Below are 17,910 nucleotides of genomic sequence, written 5' to 3'. Positions count from 1 at the left end.
TCTTGCTCTTGCTACTGTCCCTGCATCGCGCTGCTATTCTGGCAGTCGTTGCAAGGCTTTGCCGCAATAAAAAGGCCCCGCAGCAAGCGGGGCCGGGCAGGGCGCGGGGGGACTGTCTTACAGCCGTGCCAGCAGTTTTTCTGCCACCAGTTCGGACGAGGCCGGGTTCTGGCCGGTAATCAGCAGGCCGTCTTCACGTACGAATACGCCCCAGTCCGGGCCTTTCTCATAGATGCCTCCCTTGGCTTGCAGCGCGTCTTCCACCAGCAGCGGCACGATGGCGGTCAGTTGAACCGCGTCTTCTTCGGTATTGGAAAAACCGGTGACCTTGCGCCCGGCCACCAGCGGCTGGCCTGCGGCATCGCGGGCATTCACCAGTACCGCCGAGGCATGGCACACGGCGGCTACCGGCTTGTCGGCAGCAATAAAGGCTTCGATCAGCGCGATGGAAGCGCTGTTGTCGACCAGATCCCACAGCGGGCCATGACCACCGGGGTAGAACACGGCGTCGAAATCACCGGCGTTTACGCTGTCCAGTGCCACGGTATTGGCCAGTACGGCTTGTAGGGCGGCGTCCTGGTTGAAGCGTTCGGTGGCCGGGGTACTGAAGGCCGGGTCGGCGCTCTTGGGGTCGATGGGCGGCTGGCCACCCTTGGGTGAGGCCAGGGTGATGGCAACACCCTTGTCGGCCAGCGCGTAGTAGGGCGCGGCGAATTCTTCGATCCAGAAACCGGTTTTGTGGCCGGTGTTGCCCAGCGTGTCGTGGCTGGTAAGGATAAACAGGACTTTTTTCATGGGGTGCTCTCGTGTGGGGTGTGCCGGGCCGTGTAGCCGGCCCGGCCATGTGCTATTGCTGATTCAGCTTCAGTTGTTCAGCGTCGGGTAGTCGGTATAGCCCCGTGCATCGCCACCGTAGAAGGTGGAGGCGTCCGGCGTGTTCAGCGCGGCACCGGCTTGCAGGCGTTCCACCAGGTCCGGGTTGGCGATATAGCTGCGGCCAAAGGCCACGGCATCGATATAGCCTTCGCCAATCAGTTTTTCTGCTTTTTCCGCGCTATAGCCACCAGCGGCGATGATCACCCCCGGATAGCGCTTGCGGATTTCCTGGCGGAAGGCCTCGCTCAGCGCCGGGCCACCGGCCCAGTCCGGTTCGGAAATGTGCAGGAAAGCCAGCTTGCGCTTGGCCAGCTCTTCGATCACATACAGCGCGATGTCCTGTTCTTCTACATTGGACAGGCCATTGAACACGCCCAGCGGCGAAATGCGGATGCCCACGTGTGCGGCATCCCATTCGGCCACCACGGCATCCACTACTTCCAGCAGGAAGCGGGCGCGATTTTCCACGCTGCCACCGTAGGCGTCGGTACGTACATTGGCTTCCGGCGACAGGAACTGGTCGAGCAGATAGCCGTGGGCGCCGTGGATTTCCACCAGGTCAAAGCCGGCGCGGCGGGCATTGTCGGTAGCGCGGCGGTAGTCTTCCAGAATGTCGGCCAGCTCGGACACTTCCAGTGCACGCGGCTCGTCGCAGGGTACGCGGGCCAGGCTGCCATCCGGCTGGCGCACATTGGTATTGCTCTCGGCGCGGATGGCCGACGGGGCTACCGGGGCTTCGCCATCCGGCTGCAAGGAGCGGTGCGAGATGCGGCCGGTATGCCACAGCTGCAGCGCGGTCTTGCCACCGGCTGCGTGAACGGATGCATTCACCTTGCTCCAGGCAGCAACTTGCTCTTCGCTATAAATGCCCGGTGCGCCGGCATAGCCCTTGGCCGTGCGCGAGATATGGGTGCCTTCGGCAATGATCAGGCCGGCACTGGCGCGCTGGGTGTAGTACTGCACCGACAAGTCGGTGGGGACATCGCCCGGCTCGGTATTGCGCAGGCGGGTGAGCGGGGCCATGGCCACACGGTTGTTGAGGGTGACGGCACCCACTTGCAGCGGGGTAAACAGTTTATCCAGGCTCATGAATCAGACCTTTCGTATGCAGATGAAATGATTAGCGATCAAAACCAAAGCCCTGTTTGCGGGCAAGCGGAGCGACATCGGGGAAATACACATTCTGGTAGTACTGGGCGGTATTGGCGCTCCATGGCAGGCCATCCGGGCGGCCGATCTGCTGCCAGTAGCTGGCCAGCGTCTGGTCGTATTGGCGGATCTGCTCCGGCAGCTGTGCTGCCTGGTAGTGTTCGTGGTGGACAAAGCTCTCACGCGGCAGGCGCGGCTTGATGTTGCTGTCCTGATCGGTATAGCCGATAACCACGCCGGCAATGGGGAAGGTGTATTCCGGCAATTGCAGCAGGTCGATCATGGCTTGCGGATTGCGGCGGATGCCGCCGATGGGCACCACGCCCAGGCCGGCGGCGCGGGCGGCGGTCATCAGGTTGCCCAGGGCGATGCCGGCATCCACAGCACCCACGGCAAAGCCTTCCACGCTGTCCTGAATCACCTGCTTGGCACCGGCAGCTTCCACGCCCAGCCGGGTCTTGTAGAAATCCACCACCAGGGTGACAAACACCGGAGCCTGGGCAATCCACGGCTGGCCACCGGCAATCTCGGCAATCTGCTGGCGGCGGGCTGCGTCCTGCACCACCACCAGCGACACCTGCTGGCCGTTGATGGAGGTGGGGCCTTTCCAGGCGGCGTCCAGTACCGCATCCAGTACTGCGGCGGGGATGGGCTTGTCCTGATAGCTGCGGACACTGCGGTGTTGTTGCATCAATTCCAGTGTGCTGTTCATGGCATTCTCCCGTGTGGGTGAAAATAAATAGACCGGTCGTCTAGTCGCTGTGTCAAAAATACCCGCCGCTCGGGCGGGGACTTCAAGCCATGCCAGGCTTCAGGAACTGGCTGGCGGTGTACAGTCGCTTTGCTTGAGCAGGGCTGCGGTCAGCGCCAGCGCCTGCTGCATCGGTTGCTGGGTGTGCTGCACCTTGAACAACAGCGCAGCCCCTACCCACAGGCTGTACAGGCTGCCGGCGGTGTCTTCGGCCGGTAGCCGGGTACACAGGCTGCCTTCCTGCTGGCCACGGCGGATACAGTCGGACAGCCGCAGCACCACCCGGCCCATGCCCTCGGCCAGCGCTTCGCGCATGGGCTCGGACAGGTCGGACACCTCGGCCGCCAGCTTGATGGCCAGACAGCTCTGATTACCTTCTTCACATTGCTGGTGGCGGTCCAGCCAGCCGGAAAAATAGCCCAGCAGACAGTCGCGGGCATTGCCCTGATCTACCGCCAGCGCCTGCAACAGGCGGGCATCGTAATGTTCGAAGTAACGCCGCAGCATTTCCACCCCGAAACCTTCCTTGGAACGGAAGTAGTGGTAGAACGAGCCCTTGGGCACGCCGGCACAGCCGAGGATTTCGGCCAGGCCAACAGCAGAAAACCCCTTGCCGAGGATGATGGACTCTCCGGTGGCAAGCAGGTGTTCGCGGGTATCGGAAAACTGGCTGGGTCGTGACATGCAGTGGATAGTACTAGACCAGTCGTCTAGTTTGCAAGCTGTTTATTAAAACAGCGTGTGCGGATTTGCCGGATGGGCTGTCCGCGCATGTGCAGCCTGGCTGCCCGGAAGGGGCGTCAGCCGCATGCTGCATGCGCCTGGGCGGGCAGTGCTGGCCTTTCCTGCCGTGGTATTGCATAGCGTTGCAGCTATGCCAGCTTGCTCAAGATGATGGCCCCATGCAGTAAAACTGCTGCGCGCTAGGTCGTTGGCGCAATCGCCTGCGGCAATGCCGCGCGCATCACTTCCATGAAGCAGCGCAAGCGCGCCGGATAGAAGCGGCTATAGGGATAAACCAGGCTGACTGGCAAGGGCGCGGCTTGCCACTCCGGCAGCACTTGCTGCAAGCGGCCGGCTGCCAGGTCTTCAGTCATGACCCAGGCTGAGCCGACACCCACGCCCAGTCCCATGACTGCTGCACTACGTAGCGCGTACAGGCTGTCGGTGCTGATGAGCGGCTCAATGGGAATGGTTTGTTCTTCGCCGCTGGCCAGATGGCGTAGCCGGACTTCATGGCGGTAATAGGTGCGCAGGGCCAGCCAGGGCAGGCTGGCCAGATCTGCCGGCGTGCGCGGCGGCATGGTGCTGCTCAGCAGGGAGGGCGCGGCCACCACGATGCGCGGTACTTCCGCCAGCCTGATGGCAACCAGCGAAGAGTCGGTGATCTCACCCACCTGGATGGCACAGTCGATGCCGGAGCTGATGAAGTCCTGAATGGCAGAGTCGTCATGCAGCAGCCACTCCACCCGCATGCGTGGATAGCGTCGCAAATAGCTTGCCAGCGGGGCGATCAATTTTTCCTGGCCGAAGGCATGGGGTGCCACGACCCGCAGCACGCCCTCCGGTTGTTCGCCAGCCCCGCGCAGTTCGGATTCGAAGGCGTCCCAGCTGGAGAGCAATTCCTTGGCCCGGGCAAAGCAGCGCTCGCCGTCCATGGTCAGGCGCATGGTGTGGGTGGAACGCTGCAACAGGCGTACGCCGAGTGATTTTTCCAGCGTCTGCAAACGACGGCTGACCGTGGGCTGGGTGGTGCCCAGCTGCTGGGCGGCTGCCGACAGATTGCCCGCTTCAACGATGCGCACAAAGGTTTGCATCAGTGCGAGCCGGTCGCCGGCACTGGCTGATTGCAGGTGATCGCTTACCCGCGACGGGGATGTGCCATGGGTGGTGATGACGGCTTTTTTCATACGTTGAATGTATAACAGATCTGCATGTCAGCCTGCTACATCCTTGCTGCCATTGCATGCACACTGCACTCCATTCTTCTTACGGAGTGCTACAACATGACCATCATCCATGAAACGCATGAGCAGGCTGGCGCAGGCCAGGTCGCAGCGCAGCAGCCGGGACGGGCGCTGACCTTGTTGCTGGCCACCGGCGCCGGCTTGTCGGTGGCTTCGCTGTATTACAGCCAGCCGATGCTGGGCGTGCTGGCGGGGTCCATCGGTGCCAGCAGCCGCGACATCGGGCTGGTTCCCACGCTGACCCAACTGGGCTATGCGCTGGGGATTCTGCTGCTGGCACCGTTGGGTGACCGCCATGACCGCCGTCGTATCATCGTGCTGAAGTCGCTATTGCTGGTGCTAGCCTTGCTGGCCTGTGCATTGGCACCGTCGCTGCCGTTTTTGCTGGTGGCCAGCCTGGTTGTCGGGCTGACGGCTACCGTGGCGCAGGATATTGTGCCGGCGGCCGCTACCCTGGCGCATGAGCACAGCCGTGGCAAGGTGGTGGGCACGGTCATGACCGGCCTGTTGCTGGGAATACTGCTGTCGCGTGTGGTGAGCGGGCTGGTGGCCGAGCAGGCGGGCTGGCGCAGCATGTTTCTGCTGGCGGCTGCGGGGGTGGCATTGATTGCCGCGGCCGCATGGCGCTGGCTGCCCGGCTTTGCCCCGACCACAACCCTGTCGTATGCCCGGCTGCTGGCTTCGCTGTGGGATTTGCTGCGCCGGCATGCTGCATTGCGCCAGGCCGCGCTGGCCCAGGGGCTGCTGTCCATGGCTTTTAGTGCCTTCTGGTCCACGCTGGCCATCATGCTGCATGCCGCACCATTTCATTTGGGGAGTGCCGCTGCCGGCAGTTTTGGTCTGGCCGGTGCTGCCGGAGCACTGGCCGCCCCGCTGGCCGGGCAATTGGCAGATCGCCATGGCCCGGCCATGGTGACCCGGCTGGGGGCCGGGCTTACCGCCATCGCGTTTGCTGTGCTGTGCCTGGCGCCCTGGCTGACACCTGCTGCGCAGCTGTGGTTGCTGGGCGTGGGGGCCATCGGCTTTGATCTGGGTGTGCAAGCAGCCCTGATTGCCCATCAAACCATCGTGTACGGCATTGAGCCCGCAGCCCGCAGCCGGCTTAACGCAGTACTGTTTGTTGGTATTTTCATCGGCATGGCAGGCGGTGCCATTGGCGGCAGTCTGTTGCTGGCGCAATGGGGCTGGCTGGCGGTGACCGGCATGAGTACTGTTCTTGCACTGCTGGCCTTGCTGGTGCGCTGGCGCTGACTGCGGACCGGCCTGTGTGCTCAGGGGCTGGCCGGGAAGAAGTCTGGATTGGAAAAATCCTTGACCAGCCAGTCGTACACCGCACGAATGCGCGGCGGCACCGGGCTGCGCTGTGGCCGGTACACACTCAGCGCCCACGGCATGGGAGCCAGCGCCGGCAGCACTTCGCACAGCGTGCCCTGGCGCAGATGCGGTATGGCGATAAAGCCGGGCAGCTGGGCAAAGCCGAGGCCAGCCAGCGCGGCGGCGCACTCGGCTTGCGTGCTGTTGCCAAGCAAGGCTGGCTCACGCGGGATCCATTGTGCGTCCTGCCGGAAAAACCAGGGCCAGGGGCGACCGGTGCGCTGGTCTATGGTGCTGACTACTGGCTGCGCTTGCAGCTCGGCAAGGCTTTGCGGGCGGCCGGTCTGTTGCAGCAGGGCGGGGGCGGCCACCATGAAAAAGCGCACTTCGGCTACCTGGCGGGCGACAAAACGGCTGTCGCGGATCAGGCCGTGGCGGATGCCGATGTCGATCTGCTCGTCCACCACATTGGTTTCATCGTCTTCCAGATGCAGTTCGAAGCGCAGGCCGGGATGTTGCTGGCGCAAGCGTGCCAGGCTGTCTACCAGGCTGGCCTGGCCGATGGCTTCCGGCGCGGTCAGCCGTACATGCCCTTCCACCGGCTGGGTGGCGCTGTCTTCGGCCTGGCGGAACAGGCTGTCTATGCCTTCGACACTCAGCCTGGCCTGGGCCGCCAGCCGCTCGCCGGCACGGGTGACCCGGCATTGCCGGGTATTGCGGTGAAACAGCAATTCGCCCAGCTGGCTTTCCAGCTGCTGGATGGCGCGGGTGACCGCCTGCGGCGAGATACCCAATTGCTGGGCCGCTTCCTTGAAATTGCGCGCCTCGGCGGCGCAGCAGAAGATGCGCAGCATTTCCAGCCGGTTCAGCATGATGGGCTCCTGTGTGGCTCTGCCAGCAGATTATTCCGCATTATGGAATTCTGAAAGCAAATCTTGTTCATTCCTGTGATGGCCCGCCTGCTGAATACTGGCGGCTTGAACCGCAGCTACCGACGCTGCAACAGGAGAATTTCATGCAGCACCACACAATAAGGCCACTGGCGCAGCGGCATGCCGCCAGTGGCATGAGCAGGGCAGGCCGGCCATGCAGCTGATTCTGGCGGCCATCCTTCCCATCCTGCTGGCCTTGCTGGCCGGCTATGGTGTTGGGCGTGCCTTGCCGCGCCAGCACACCCGCCATGCCGCCAGGCTGCTGACTCCGTTGATCTGGCTCTTGCTGTTCTTTTGCGGCAAGGAGTTCGGCCATGTGCTGACCGAGGCCGCCGGGCTGGGCCAGACCCTGGGCACTGCGCTGGTGTTTGCCTTGCTGACAACGCTGCTGCCGTGGGGGCTGATCCTGTGCTGCCTGCCACGGCCGCATCAGGACAAGGGGGCGATGCCGGGGGGAGCTGCGTCCTGGCCGCAGCTATTGCAGGCGCTGCGTGACTGCCTGCTGGCGCTGGGCATGGTGGCGGCCGGAGTGATGGCAAGCAGCTACCCGCTGCCCTGGCTGGCTGCTGTCACCACCACGCAATTGCTCTATCTGCTGATTGTGCTGGTCGGTATCGACCTGGTGGGGGTAAAACTCGGCGCTGCCTGGCGTGCCCCGGCGGTGATGGCGGTACCCTTGCTGGTGGTGGCGGGGTCCTTGGCTGGCGGCTTGCTGGCGGCCCTGTTTACCGGCCAGGGGCTATGGACCGGGCTGGCGCTATCCAGCGGCTTTGGCTGGGTGACCCTGTCCAGCATTCTGGTCGGCAGCAAGCTGGGCAGTGTTTACGGTGCCATCGCCTTGCTGGTTGACCTGTTTCGCGAGCTGATTGCCATTGCCATGTTGTATCTGGTGGGAGCGCGCTTCAGCCGCGAGGCCATCGGCATCTGTGGTGCCACTGCGTTGGATGCCACCTTGCCGCTGATTCGCCAGCAGTGTGGCAGCCAGCATGTGTCGCTGGCGCTGATCAGCGGTTTTGTACTGACCCTGCTCAGCCCGCTGCTGATCATGGTCTGCCTGTCGGTCACTGGCTGAGTCGGCTGGGGGCAGACGTCAACGGCGTCCTGCACGGTGTGGGAAATGTGCTGTGACTGGGCCTGGCGGGCCGGCAATGAAACTGGCTATCGCTTCTTGCAACAGGGCGGCCTGGCTGATGATCAGTTGCCGCAGGAATTGCTGCAAGGGGTCGGTATTGAATCGGGGATGCCACAGCAACTCGATGGGAATGGTCAGGGCCGCATCGGTGATGGGCTGCCAGTGCAGGCCGGGGCTGTGGCGCTGGACGATGGGGCCAATGACTTCCGGCAACACCGAAACAGCCGCGACCTGTTCGAGAATGCCGGGAATGGCCAGCAGGCTGGCCGTGCTGGCCAGAATCCGCCGCTGCTGGCCGTGCCGCCGCAGGTAGTCGTCGATCAGGCCGGCGCTCTCTCCGGTGTAGGAGGTGAAAATATGCGGTGCTTGCGCCACGGCGCTGGCGCTCAGCATGGCCGGCAGTGTCAGCTGGTCCGGGTGATAAAGGCAGATGAAGCGGCTGTCCAGGATGATTTGCCGGCAGGCATGGCCTTGCAGCCGGGGAAAGTAGCCGATGGCGCAATCAATCTGGCCGTCGGTCAGCGCCGCTTCAACCTGGCGTGAGGCCATGGCCTGTACTTCCAGGGTGAGGCCGGGGGCTTCTTTTTGCAGCGCGATGATGAGTGCTGGCAACAGGGCGGCTTCCAGCAGATCGGGCATGGCCAGGCGCACGGTCTGCCTGATGCTGCGGACATCGAAGGCATGCACTTGCAGCAGCTGCTGTCCTTGTTGCAGCCACTGTCCCAGCGGCTGCAGCAATGATTCGGCCAATGGGGTGAGCACCATGCTGCGGCCATAGCGGCACAGCAGCTCATCGGCCAGTTGCTGGCGCAGATGCTTGAGGATATGGCTGACCGCGGGCTGCCCCAGGCACAGCTTGTCGGCGCTCCGGCTGACGCTGCGGGTGGTGAGCAGGGTGTGCAGCACGACCAGGCTGTTCAGATCCAGCCGGCGCAGCAGCAGGGGGTCTATATTATTCATACTAATAAATAGTATGACGAATATCGATTTTATTAAAGTATTTGCTCCTCCTACACTGGCAGCACTGCTTATCTGGTCATGCTGCCATGTCGTCTGCCACTGCCCGCCCAAACGGTTTCTCCCCGGCCTATCTGGTCGCCATCATGCTGGTGGCCAGCCTGGAATTCATCCAGAACGGCATGCTGAATTTTGCCGCCAGTGCGGTAATGGGGGGCATAGGCGCGGCTCCGGAAGAATTCAGCTACGCCGCCATGGCCTATGCCACGGCGGCCATCCTGGTGTTGTTCAATCACCGCTGGTGCTGCCAGTGGCTGGGCTTGCGCCGCTTTGTCCGGCTGTCGCTGCTGCTGTTCGGGCTGGGGGCGGTGCTGTGTGCCTGCGCCGCCTCACCCGGCGCCTTCATCATGGGCCGGGCGGTGCAGGGGCTGGGTGGGGCGGTGTTTTTCACGGCGGCGCGGGTAGAGGTGAATGGCTTGCAGGAACGCAGCCGCATGCTGGGCCTGTTGTGCTTTGGCTATGCCTTGATGCTGGGTTCGGCGCTGGGGCCCTTACTGGGCGCGCAGGCGCTGCTGCATCTGGACTGGCGCTGGATATTCTGGGGCATGCTGCCCTGGCTGGTGCTGACGCTGCCGGCAACGCGGCTGTTGAGCCAGCAGGCGCAAGCGCAGTTGCCGGCGGCGCATTCCGGCCATTCGCTGGCCTGGCTGGCGGCGGCCGTGCTGTCCGGGCAGTGGCTGATCCAGCAACTGCCGTATGATTTTTTCAGCCAGCCACAAACCCTGCTGGGCTTGCTGCTGGGCTGCTGTGCTGCCGCACTGCTGGCCAGCCGGCTGCAACGCCGCCATGCCGGCCAGGCTGGCCGCTGGCCGGCTTTTGCACGCCTGCCTTATCTGCTGGGGCTGGCTTGCTACTTTTGCTGCTACCTGCTGGTGTCCGCCAATAGCTACATCCTGCCGGTCATGGTGCAGCAAGCGCTGGGTTTTGACGTGCCGACCACCGGGCGCTTGTTGTCGGTCAGCTTTCTGGCCGGCATCGGCTTTGCCACGCTGTATGCCGCGGCGCTGTTTCGCCGCAGCGCGCCGGGGCTGCGCATGATGCTGCTGCTGGCCTGCGCCCTGCTGGCGCTGTATGGCCTGCTGATGGCCGGTGTCAGCCCTGCGGTGGATATCCGCTATCTGGTGGCGCTGCTGCTGCTCAATGGCGGTTTCATGTCGCTGTTCATCATGGCGGTGGCGCAAGGCACCTTCCGTGCGGTGGAGCCCGAGCAATTTGCCCAGGCCTATCAGACCAAGAACATCATCCGCCAGCTGGCGATCTCGATGGGTGTGGCCGGCAGCACGGTATTTCTGCAGGCGCGCAATGCGCAGCACTACCAGCGGCTGGCTGAAGGTTTCAGCTGGAACAACCCGCTGTTCGATCAGGCCATGGACTATCTGCACCAGGTGTTTCCACTGCTGGGCCAGGGGCAAAGAATGGCCATGCTGGCGGGGGAACTGGGTCGTCAGGCGATGTTGTTGTCCTGCCAGGATTTTTTCCGGGCCGAATACCTCATTGCGGCCTTGCTGGTGCTGCTGGTGTTGTGGCAGCGCCAATTCGACTAACCGTTCGCCATCCGCCCTGGCAGACAAAATCCTAGCTGATGAAATCCACACTCAAGCGCAAGACGGGCATCAGTCCCACCGCCAGCCGTATCGCGCAGGCCAGCCTGCAATTGTTCAACCAGCAGGGGGAGCGCAATGTCACGACCAACCACATTGCCCGTCACCTGGCGATGAGTACTGGCAATCTGTACTACCACTTCTCCAGCAAGGAGGACATCATTCAGGCGCTCTATCAGTCTTATGGCGACCGGATGGCCTGGTTGCTGACCGAGGCGGATGCGCGTCGTCACTCGCTGGAGGAGCTGGTGGTGGTGCTGGATGCCGTCCTGCAGCATCAATGGGACTACCGCTTCCTGCTGCAAAGCAGCGCCAGCCTGTTTCCCTTCAATGCACAATTGCGCGCCAGCTATCAGAAGTTCGACGTGGAGCAGATTGCCGTCGGCATCGAGTCGCTGTTTCTCAAGCTGCGCGAGGATGGGCTGTTTGAGGGCAGTGTTGCCACCATCCGCATGCTGGCCGTGCATTTCCACTTGTTGCAGGCAGCATGGATCGCCCACCCGGTACGGGCCGGGCAGTCTGCTGCCACCGAGCAGGTGGTCGAGGATGGCCGCCGGCAATTGTTGGCTTTTCTGCGGCCACATATTGCGCCGGCCTGGCAGGCGGCATTCGAGCGTGTGGCTTCCGCCCCGGCCTGTTTGCCGGCGCTGCTGGCGCTATCGGGCCGGCTGGCCGGCAGTGAGCGCGCAACGCTCTGCTGCTGATTCCGCAACCACGCCGGCTGCGCCGCCAGCATCGCCCCGGCTCCCGGCTGCAGCGACTGTGTCAGCAGCCGCTCGCCCTGGCGGTCGGCACGGCAACTGATCTGCTTGCTGGAGGCCGACTATGTGCAGTTCTTCATCAGCGGCCAGGTGGACAAACCCGGGCCGGAGCGCATTGCCGAGTCAGTGGCAGCGGCGCTGGCCGTTTATCTGCATGGCGATGGCCTGGATGCGGCAGGGATGACGAGCAGCGGCAGGAATCCGCTGTCCTGAGTGGTCTGCTGCGTATGGATGGTCGGTGGGCAAGCTGGGCAAGGGCTGCCGCCGCTTTGCCGGGCGGCAGCCGGGTGCTGTGGCATCAGAGCAGGGTCAGTGTCACGTCGATATTGTTGCGGGTGGCATTGGAATAGGGGCAGACGATGTGGGCTTGCTCCACCAGTGCTTGCGCCTGTTCGCGCGGCAGGCCCGGCAGGCTGATCTGCAGCTCGGCTTCGATGCCGAAACCGCTGGCAATGGCGCCGATGCCTACGCTGCCGGTAATGCTGGCGTCGGCAGGCAGGGCCACTTTTTCTCTGGCGGCGACAAACTTCAGTGCGCCCAGAAAGCAGGCCGAGTAGCCGGCGGCGAACAGTTGCTCGGGATTGGTGCCGCTACCGCCGGCGCCGCCCAGCTCGCGTGGGGTGGACAGCTGCACGTGCAGTGCACCGTCAGAAGATTCGGCGTGGCCTTCGCGGCCACCGCTGGCAGTGGCTTGGGCGCGGTACAGGACTTTTTCGATGGACATGGTGGGCTCCTTGGTGGAAAGCAGCGGCTTGCTGCGGGGTATGGAGCTCACTTTACGCCTTGATTTAGGATTTTGTGTGGCATAAAGTCCTGAAAATTTGATTTTACGTACTGATTTGCTGAGGGCCGGCTGCCCATGCTGGTGATTTGCCACCGTGCAGACAGCAAAACGCCCCGGCGGGCCGGGGCGTGTTTGGAGTGGCTACTGCTGAGAACCGCTAACAAAACCTCGTAGGGCACCCGGGCCAAGGCGCGCCGCCGCAGACAGTACACAGAACACGGCCAGGCGGCGCAACGCTGGAGCGGGGTTTTGTTATCGGGTTTTAGTGCTGTTGGCGGTTGGCTTCCATCACGGTCAGTGCCGCCATATTGATGATGCGGCGTACGGTGGAGCTGGAGGTGAGAATATTCACCGGCGCATTGACACCCAGCAGGAAGGGGCCGACGGCGACATTGCTGCCGGCAGCGGTCTTCAGCAGGTTGTAGGCGATATTGCCGGCATCGACATTGGGGCAGACCAGCAGATTGGCCGCGCCCTTCAGTTGCGACATCGGCAGGATGTCCATGCGCAGCGCCTCGTCCAGTGCGCAGTCGCCGTGCATTTCGCCATCGATTTCCAGCTCAGGCGCTTGCTGGCGTACTAGTTCCAGCACGCGGCGCATCTTGCTGCCCGAGGCCGAGCTGCCGGAGCCGAAGTTGGAGCGCGACAGCAGCGCAGCCTTGGGCTTCATGTGCAGCAGCGCCATTTCCTCGGCGGCGGCGATGGTGAATTCGGCAATCTGCTCGGCAGTAGGGTCGTCGTTGACGTGGGTATCCACCAGCGCCACCGTCTGTTTTTCCAGCAGCAGGATGTTCATGGCGGCGTAGGTATCCGAGCCGGCCTTCTTGCCGATCACCTGGTCGATATAGCGCAGGTGGTCGTGATAGCTGCCCACCGTGCCGCAGATCATGCCGTCGGCGTCGCCCAGGCGCACCATCATCGCGCCGATCAAGGTCAGGCGGCGGCGCATTTCCACACGCGCCATTTCCTTGGTTACGCCGCTGCGGCACATCAGCTCCCAGTAGCTGGTCCAGTACTGGTGGAAGCGTTCGTCGTATTCCGGGTTGGTGACTTCCACGTCCTCGCCCAGGCGCAGGCGCAGGCCGAATTTTTCGATGCGTGCCAGCAGCACTTCCGGGCGGCCCACCAGGATGGGACGGGCCAGCTTTTCATCCACGATCACCTGCACTGCACGCAGCACGCGCTCGTCTTCGCCTTCGGTAAACACGATGCGGGTCTTGCCGCCTTCGCGCACCTGTTTCTTGGCGGCGGCAAACAGCGGTTTCATGAAGCTGCCGGAATGGTAGACAAACTGCTGCAGCTGCTCGGTGTAGGCGTCGAGGTTGGCAATCGGCCGGGTGGCCACGCCGCTGTCCATCGCCGCCTTGGCCACGGCCGGGGCGATGCGCACGATCAGGCGCGGGTCGAAGGGTTTGGGAATCAGGTATTGCGGGCCGAAGGACAGGTCGTAGCTGCCATAAGCCGCTGCCACCACTTCGTTCTGCTCTTCTTCGGCCAGGCCGGCAATGGCGTACACCGCCGCCACTTCCATTTCACGGGTGATGGTGGTGGCACCCACATCCAGCGCACCGCGGAAGATGTAGGGGAAACACAGGACGTTGTTGACCTGGTTGGGGTAGTCGGAGCGGCCGGTGGCCATCACCACGTCATCGCGCACTGCGTGGGCGACTTCCGGCAGGATTTCCGGGGCCGGGTTGGCCAGTGCCAGGATCAGCGGGCGGGCGGCCATCTGCGCCACCATCTCGCCCTTGAGCACACCACCGGCGGACAGGCCGAGGAACACGTCGGCATCCTGAATCACTTCGGCAAGCGTGCGCGCACTGGTCGGCTGGGCAAAGCGCGCCTTGGCCGGGTCCATCAGGCTGGTGCGGCCCTGGTAGACCACGCCTTCGATATCGGTGACCCAGATGTTTTCCAGCGGCAGGCCCAGGTGCACCATCAGGTCCAGGCAGGTCAGCGCGGCAGCGCCGGCGCCAGAGGTCACTACCTTGACCTGGCGGATGTCCTTGCCCACGACCTTGAGGCCGTTGATGAAAGCAGCAGCCACGGTGATGGCGGTGCCGTGCTGGTCGTCATGGAAGACCGGAATCTTCATCCGTTCGCGCAGCTTGCGTTCCACTTCGAAGCATTCCGGCGCCTTGATGTCTTCCAGATTGATGCCGCCAAAAGTGGCTTCCAGGCTGGCGATGATGTCCACCAGCTTGTCCGGGTCGGTTTCGTTGATTTCGATGTCGAACACATCGACACCGGCAAATTTCTTGAACAGCACCGCCTTGCCTTCCATCACCGGCTTGGAGGCCAGCGCGCCGATATTGCCCAGGCCCAGCACGGCGGTGCCGTTGGTGATGACGCCCACCAGATTGGAACGGGCGGTAAAGCGGCTGGCATTGAGCGGGTCGGCGACGATTTCTTCGCAGGCAGCAGCCACACCAGGGGTGTAGGCCAGCGCCAGATCGCGCTGGGTCACCAGCGGCTTGCTGGCATTGACGGCGATTTTGCCCGGGGTGGGAAATTCGTGGTAGTCCAGTGCTGCCTGACGGTCGGTCGTATCCATGGTGTCGCTCCTGATGTGGGCTTGGTCACAGTGCCAAGGCCATCGCTATGCCGTTTTGGCTGCCGGCAGGGCAGCCGCTTTGTCTCCAGCCGGGCTGTGTCGCGTGGGCCGGCTAACTGGATTAGCGGCAAGTCTAGCGAAATAACATAAGGTAAATATTTTGATTTACTATCGAGCCATACTATTTACCTGATGATCTGAGCTGCCATGGCCGAAATCAATGCCGACGAGATCCTGCGCCGCCTGTCTGCCCGACTGAAAATGCGCCATCTGATCCTGCTGCTGAACATCCAGCAGCATGGCTCGCTGACGCGGGTGGCCGAACAGATGGCCAGCAGCCAGCCGGCCATTACCAATGCCCTGTCCGAGCTGGAGGGCATGTTTGGCGGTGCGCTGTTTGACCGCTCGACACGCGGCATGGCCCCCACCTCGCTGGGCAAGCTGGTGCTGGCCCGCGCCCAGGCCATGCTGCACGATCTGGACCATCTGGTGCGCGACATGGCCACCGCGGCTGCCGGCTATAGCGCTCATCTGCACGTTGGTGTCATTCCCTTCATTCCGGGGCGGCTGTTGTCGGCCGCCATCGGCCACACCTTGCCGGAAGGTCAGGGCGGCATGACGGTGACGCTGCATGAGGGCACCAGCGACCAGCTCTTGCCACGGCTGCAGGATCACAGCCTGGACATCGTGATTGGCCGTGCCTCGTCGGCGGTGGATCTGCAACAAGTAGAGTTCGAGGTGCTGTACCGGCAACAGCCACGGTTGATTGCCAGCCGGCGGCTGGCGGCGCAACTGGGACGGGTGCGGCTGGACTGGAGCCGGCTGGTGGCACTGGACTGGATTCTGGGGGCACCCAATACGCCGATGCGTGAGCAGGTGACGGATATCTTCCTGGCAGCTGGCGTCGCCCCGCCGGTGCCCATCGTGGAGAGTTATTCGTCCAAGCTGATTGGCGAGATGATTGTCGCCAGCGAGCGGGCAGTGTCCATCGTGCCGGCGGATATTGCCGAAGAGCTGGTGCGCACTGCCGGTCTGTCCATCGTGCCCTATTCATTCGACTGGACGCTGCCGCCGATTGCCATGTTTACCCGCGCCGGTGGAGCACGGCATACCGTGGCGCTGTTCTGTGCCGCCTTGCGTGGCTTGTGTCAGGAGGCTTGAGCCTCGCACACCGTTTAGTCCGGCGCGGGCTCCGCCTCCAACGGCAGCGCCAGTTGCACCGTGGCCGCAGGCTTGGCGCTGCCGCCGGCACGCGGTAATTGCTTGCGCGAGCCATGCTTGTGCAGGATGGCCTGCTTGCCGGCCCGTACCGCCTGATCATTGCGACGGGCATGCAGGCGCTGGCGGGCCAGCCGGGTCGCGCTTTCCAGCTCCACCTGCGGTTGCACCAGCGCGTATTCGCCTTCCAGCCCGTGCTGCCGGCACAGATCGTCCGGCATTTTCCATGGCTGGAACAGCCAGCTGTCCGGCACCCGGCGCATGGCGGGCAGCCATTGCCGCACAAAGCGCCCTTGCGGGTCGTGATCCATGGCCTGCTTGACCGGATTGTAGACGCGGGTGGTATTGATGCCGGTAGTGCCGGCCTGCATTTGCAGCTGGCTCCAGTGAATACCCGGCTCGTAATCGAGAAAACAGCGCGCCAGCCATAGCCCCACTGGCCGCCAGTGCAGCCAGAGCGGGTAGGCCGCCACCGAAACCAGCATGGCGCGCATGCGGAAATTCAGCCAGCCGGTGTGGCGCAGCATGGCCACGCAGGCATCCACCAGCGGCCAGCCGGTGCGGCCGTCCATCAGTGCCTGCAGGCGTGCGGCGTCGACCTCCTCCTCGCGCAGTCCGTCGTAGCCAGGGTGCAGATTGCGCCATTCGATGGCGGGTTCGGATTCCAGCTTCTGCATGAAATGGCAGTGCCAGTGCAGGCGGCTGATGAAGGCTTGCAGCCCTTTGTGCTGGCGCGTGTTGTCTGCCGGTAATTGCGTCAGCCGGCGGCGGGTACTCTGCACGATTTCACGCAGGCTGAGGCAACCCATGGCCAGATAGGGGGACAGCCGCGAACAGGCGCTGGGTGCAGACAGCGGCGAGGAGATACCGCCGCGGTAGTAGGCGCTGCGCGTGGCGAGAAAATCCTGCAGCACGGCAATGGCGCGGCGACGACCGCCACGCTGGCGTTGTGGCGGGTCGAAAGGGTAGATGCCCAGTTGCTCGGGCGATGGCGTGGTATCGCTGGCTAGCGGAGCAGGCCAGGCTTGCATTGGCGGTACTGGCAGGCAGGGGGCGCTGACAAACTGCTCCCAGCGTGCCGCCCAGCCGTCGCGTGAAGCGAGACGGCGGATGACACCGCTTTGGCGGAATTCCTGCCAGGGCAGGCCGTGTGCCCGGCACCAGCTGGCGACGGCCAGATCGCGCTGAAAGGTGAAGTGGTTACCGGTTTCCTCATGCGCATACAGCGCGCGGAAGGGGCTGGCCTGATACAGCTGTTCCAGCACGGCGCAGGCCTCGCCCACTTTCACCAACAGTGTCATGCCGCGCTGCTGCAGCGATTGGCGCAGATCGTGCAGGCATTCCAGCAAAAAGTGGTAATGCTGGCTGGACAGGTCGGGCTGCTGCCACAGCTGTGGCTCGATGATGTACAGGCACAGCAGCGGCCCCTGTGCGCTGGCGGCACACAGGGCCGCATGGTCGTGCAGGCGCAGGTCGCGCTTGAACCAGACCACACCGTAACTCATGGCAAGTTATCCCGGAGCGCTGCTGGCGGAAGCTGGCGGCTCAATGCCAGCCTTGCCGCCACACGGCGGTATCGGTCAGCGTTTGCCAGGCGATGATGCGGCTGTGCCGGCTGTATACCGCTTCCAGCTCTACCTCGCTGATGGCTTGGGCCGGGTCTTCCGGCTCGATCAGCCGCACCACGATGAAGTGTTTTTCCTTGTTGCGCGGCTGCACGGCCGTCCATTTGCTCAGCAGCAGCTTGCGCGGGTTGAGTCGCATCGTCATGGCTTGTTTACCTTGATTATCCTTGGAGCCGCTAACAAAACCTCGCAGAGAACCCGGGCCAAGGCGCGCCGCCGCAGACAGTAC

At 63.5% G+C, this 17,910-nt stretch carries 17 protein-coding genes; 6 read left to right on the top strand and 11 right to left on the bottom strand.

What is annotated here, in order from left to right; genetic code table 11:
* Positions 1–117 precede the first annotated feature (117 nt).
* The 5 genes from EAY64_RS03010 to EAY64_RS02990 form a co-directional block, all read right to left on the bottom strand.
* Positions 118–795: a type 1 glutamine amidotransferase domain-containing protein gene (locus tag EAY64_RS03010; RefSeq protein WP_103523310.1), complete on the bottom strand. Its 678-nt coding sequence runs from the start codon at positions 793–795 to the stop codon at positions 118–120.
* A gap of 69 nt (positions 796–864) precedes the next feature.
* The gene (gene nemA, locus EAY64_RS03005; RefSeq protein ID WP_103523309.1) at positions 865–1,965 is read right to left on the bottom strand and encodes an N-ethylmaleimide reductase; all 1,101 of its coding nucleotides are present in this window, start codon (positions 1,963–1,965) and stop codon (positions 865–867) included.
* Positions 1,966–1,996: 31 nt separating this feature from the next.
* Positions 1,997–2,737 carry an NADPH-dependent oxidoreductase gene (locus EAY64_RS03000; protein ID WP_103523308.1) on the bottom strand — a complete coding sequence of 247 codons (741 nt, stop codon included), beginning with the start codon at positions 2,735–2,737 and terminating at the stop codon, positions 1,997–1,999.
* A 99-nt stretch (positions 2,738–2,836) separates the two neighbouring features.
* Positions 2,837–3,460, bottom strand: a complete 624-nt coding sequence (locus EAY64_RS02995; protein WP_103523307.1) for a TetR/AcrR family transcriptional regulator — start codon at positions 3,458–3,460, stop codon at positions 2,837–2,839.
* Between the two features lie 239 nt (positions 3,461–3,699).
* Complete coding sequence (locus tag EAY64_RS02990) at positions 3,700–4,686, bottom strand: LysR family transcriptional regulator (RefSeq protein WP_199734376.1); 987 nt, start codon at positions 4,684–4,686, stop codon at positions 3,700–3,702.
* A 96-nt stretch (positions 4,687–4,782) separates the two neighbouring features.
* On the opposite strand from EAY64_RS02990, the gene EAY64_RS02985 reads away from it, so the two are divergent.
* Positions 4,783–5,994, top strand: coding sequence for an MFS transporter (locus tag EAY64_RS02985; RefSeq protein WP_103523306.1), 1,212 nt, complete (start codon positions 4,783–4,785; stop codon positions 5,992–5,994).
* 20 nt (positions 5,995–6,014) lie between these two features.
* On the opposite strand, the gene EAY64_RS02980 is transcribed toward EAY64_RS02985, so the two are convergent.
* Positions 6,015–6,929, bottom strand: a complete 915-nt coding sequence (locus EAY64_RS02980) for a LysR family transcriptional regulator (protein ID WP_103523305.1) — start codon at positions 6,927–6,929, stop codon at positions 6,015–6,017.
* Between the two features lie 214 nt (positions 6,930–7,143).
* Here EAY64_RS02980 and EAY64_RS02975 point away from each other — a divergent pair, with 214 nt between their 5' ends.
* On the top strand, positions 7,144–8,061 hold the full coding sequence (locus EAY64_RS02975; protein WP_103523304.1) for a LysO family transporter: 918 nt from the start codon (positions 7,144–7,146) through the stop codon (positions 8,059–8,061).
* A gap of 18 nt (positions 8,062–8,079) precedes the next feature.
* Here EAY64_RS02975 and EAY64_RS02970 read toward each other — a convergent pair whose 3' ends face one another.
* Positions 8,080–9,081 carry a LysR family transcriptional regulator gene (locus EAY64_RS02970; protein ID WP_103523303.1) on the bottom strand — a complete coding sequence of 334 codons (1,002 nt, stop codon included), beginning with the start codon at positions 9,079–9,081 and terminating at the stop codon, positions 8,080–8,082.
* A gap of 86 nt (positions 9,082–9,167) precedes the next feature.
* On the opposite strand from EAY64_RS02970, the gene EAY64_RS02965 reads away from it, so the two are divergent.
* The 3 genes from EAY64_RS02965 (at position 9,168) to EAY64_RS20340 (ending at position 11,713) form a co-directional block, all read left to right on the top strand.
* Positions 9,168–10,682 (top strand): MFS transporter, encoded by a 1,515-nt coding sequence (locus EAY64_RS02965; protein WP_103523302.1) that lies wholly within the window; start codon positions 9,168–9,170, stop codon positions 10,680–10,682.
* Between the two features lie 38 nt (positions 10,683–10,720).
* Positions 10,721–11,443 (top strand): TetR/AcrR family transcriptional regulator, encoded by a 723-nt coding sequence (locus EAY64_RS02960; RefSeq protein ID WP_103523301.1) that lies wholly within the window; start codon positions 10,721–10,723, stop codon positions 11,441–11,443.
* Between the two features lie 105 nt (positions 11,444–11,548).
* Complete coding sequence (locus tag EAY64_RS20340) at positions 11,549–11,713, top strand: hypothetical protein (protein WP_158604602.1); 165 nt, start codon at positions 11,549–11,551, stop codon at positions 11,711–11,713.
* Between the two features lie 85 nt (positions 11,714–11,798).
* On the opposite strand, the gene EAY64_RS02955 is transcribed toward EAY64_RS20340, so the two are convergent.
* Together EAY64_RS02955 and EAY64_RS02950 are read right to left on the bottom strand one after the other, a co-directional pair.
* Positions 11,799–12,224, bottom strand: a complete 426-nt coding sequence (locus EAY64_RS02955; protein WP_103523392.1) for an organic hydroperoxide resistance protein — start codon at positions 12,222–12,224, stop codon at positions 11,799–11,801.
* A gap of 322 nt (positions 12,225–12,546) precedes the next feature.
* Positions 12,547–14,838, bottom strand: coding sequence for an NADP-dependent malic enzyme (locus EAY64_RS02950; protein WP_103523300.1), 2,292 nt, complete (start codon positions 14,836–14,838; stop codon positions 12,547–12,549).
* A 207-nt stretch (positions 14,839–15,045) separates the two neighbouring features.
* Here EAY64_RS02950 and EAY64_RS02945 point away from each other — a divergent pair, with 207 nt between their 5' ends.
* Positions 15,046–15,999, top strand: a complete 954-nt coding sequence (locus EAY64_RS02945; RefSeq protein WP_103523299.1) for a LysR substrate-binding domain-containing protein — start codon at positions 15,046–15,048, stop codon at positions 15,997–15,999.
* Positions 16,000–16,013: 14 nt separating this feature from the next.
* Here EAY64_RS02945 and EAY64_RS02940 read toward each other — a convergent pair whose 3' ends face one another.
* Together EAY64_RS02940 and EAY64_RS02935 are read right to left on the bottom strand one after the other, a co-directional pair.
* The gene (locus EAY64_RS02940; protein WP_103523298.1) at positions 16,014–17,561 is read right to left on the bottom strand and encodes an FAD-binding domain-containing protein; all 1,548 of its coding nucleotides are present in this window, start codon (positions 17,559–17,561) and stop codon (positions 16,014–16,016) included.
* Between the two features lie 40 nt (positions 17,562–17,601).
* Positions 17,602–17,826 carry a TIGR02450 family Trp-rich protein gene (locus EAY64_RS02935; RefSeq protein WP_103523391.1) on the bottom strand — a complete coding sequence of 75 codons (225 nt, stop codon included), beginning with the start codon at positions 17,824–17,826 and terminating at the stop codon, positions 17,602–17,604.
* Positions 17,827–17,910: the final 84 nt, after the last annotated feature.

The sequence above is a fragment of the Aquitalea palustris genome, assembly GCF_003693445.1.
Taxonomy (GTDB): Bacteria; Pseudomonadota; Gammaproteobacteria; order Burkholderiales; family Chromobacteriaceae; genus Aquitalea; species Aquitalea palustris.
This window is presented reverse-complemented; position numbering and strand designations above follow the sequence as displayed.

Excerpts from the sequence above, each read along its gene's own strand:
- nemA (WP_103523309.1), bottom strand. The coding sequence starts at position 1,965 with ATGAGCCTGGATAAACTGTTTACCCCGCTGCAAGTGGGTGCCGTCACC.
- EAY64_RS02955 (WP_103523392.1), bottom strand. The coding sequence starts at position 12,224 with ATGTCCATCGAAAAAGTCCTGTACCGCGCCCAAGCCACTGCCAGCGGT.
- EAY64_RS02940 (WP_103523298.1), bottom strand. The coding sequence starts at position 17,561 with ATGAGTTACGGTGTGGTCTGGTTCAAGCGCGACCTGCGCCTGCACGAC.
- EAY64_RS02935 (WP_103523391.1), bottom strand. The coding sequence starts at position 17,826 with ATGACGATGCGACTCAACCCGCGCAAGCTGCTGCTGAGCAAATGGACG.
- EAY64_RS02975 (WP_103523304.1), top strand. The coding sequence starts at position 7,144 with ATGCAGCTGATTCTGGCGGCCATCCTTCCCATCCTGCTGGCCTTGCTG.
- EAY64_RS02960 (WP_103523301.1), top strand. The coding sequence starts at position 10,721 with ATGAAATCCACACTCAAGCGCAAGACGGGCATCAGTCCCACCGCCAGC.
- EAY64_RS02985 (WP_103523306.1), top strand. The coding sequence starts at position 4,783 with ATGACCATCATCCATGAAACGCATGAGCAGGCTGGCGCAGGCCAGGTC.
- EAY64_RS02950 (WP_103523300.1), bottom strand. The coding sequence starts at position 14,838 with ATGGATACGACCGACCGTCAGGCAGCACTGGACTACCACGAATTTCCC.
- EAY64_RS02995 (WP_103523307.1), bottom strand. The coding sequence starts at position 3,460 with ATGTCACGACCCAGCCAGTTTTCCGATACCCGCGAACACCTGCTTGCC.
- EAY64_RS02945 (WP_103523299.1), top strand. The coding sequence starts at position 15,046 with ATGGCCGAAATCAATGCCGACGAGATCCTGCGCCGCCTGTCTGCCCGA.
- EAY64_RS02970 (WP_103523303.1), bottom strand. The coding sequence starts at position 9,081 with ATGAATAATATAGACCCCCTGCTGCTGCGCCGGCTGGATCTGAACAGC.
- EAY64_RS02980 (WP_103523305.1), bottom strand. The coding sequence starts at position 6,929 with ATGCTGAACCGGCTGGAAATGCTGCGCATCTTCTGCTGCGCCGCCGAG.
- EAY64_RS02965 (WP_103523302.1), top strand. The coding sequence starts at position 9,168 with ATGTCGTCTGCCACTGCCCGCCCAAACGGTTTCTCCCCGGCCTATCTG.
- EAY64_RS03010 (WP_103523310.1), bottom strand. The coding sequence starts at position 795 with ATGAAAAAAGTCCTGTTTATCCTTACCAGCCACGACACGCTGGGCAAC.
- EAY64_RS03000 (WP_103523308.1), bottom strand. The coding sequence starts at position 2,737 with ATGAACAGCACACTGGAATTGATGCAACAACACCGCAGTGTCCGCAGC.
- EAY64_RS02990 (WP_199734376.1), bottom strand. The coding sequence starts at position 4,686 with ATGAAAAAAGCCGTCATCACCACCCATGGCACATCCCCGTCGCGGGTA.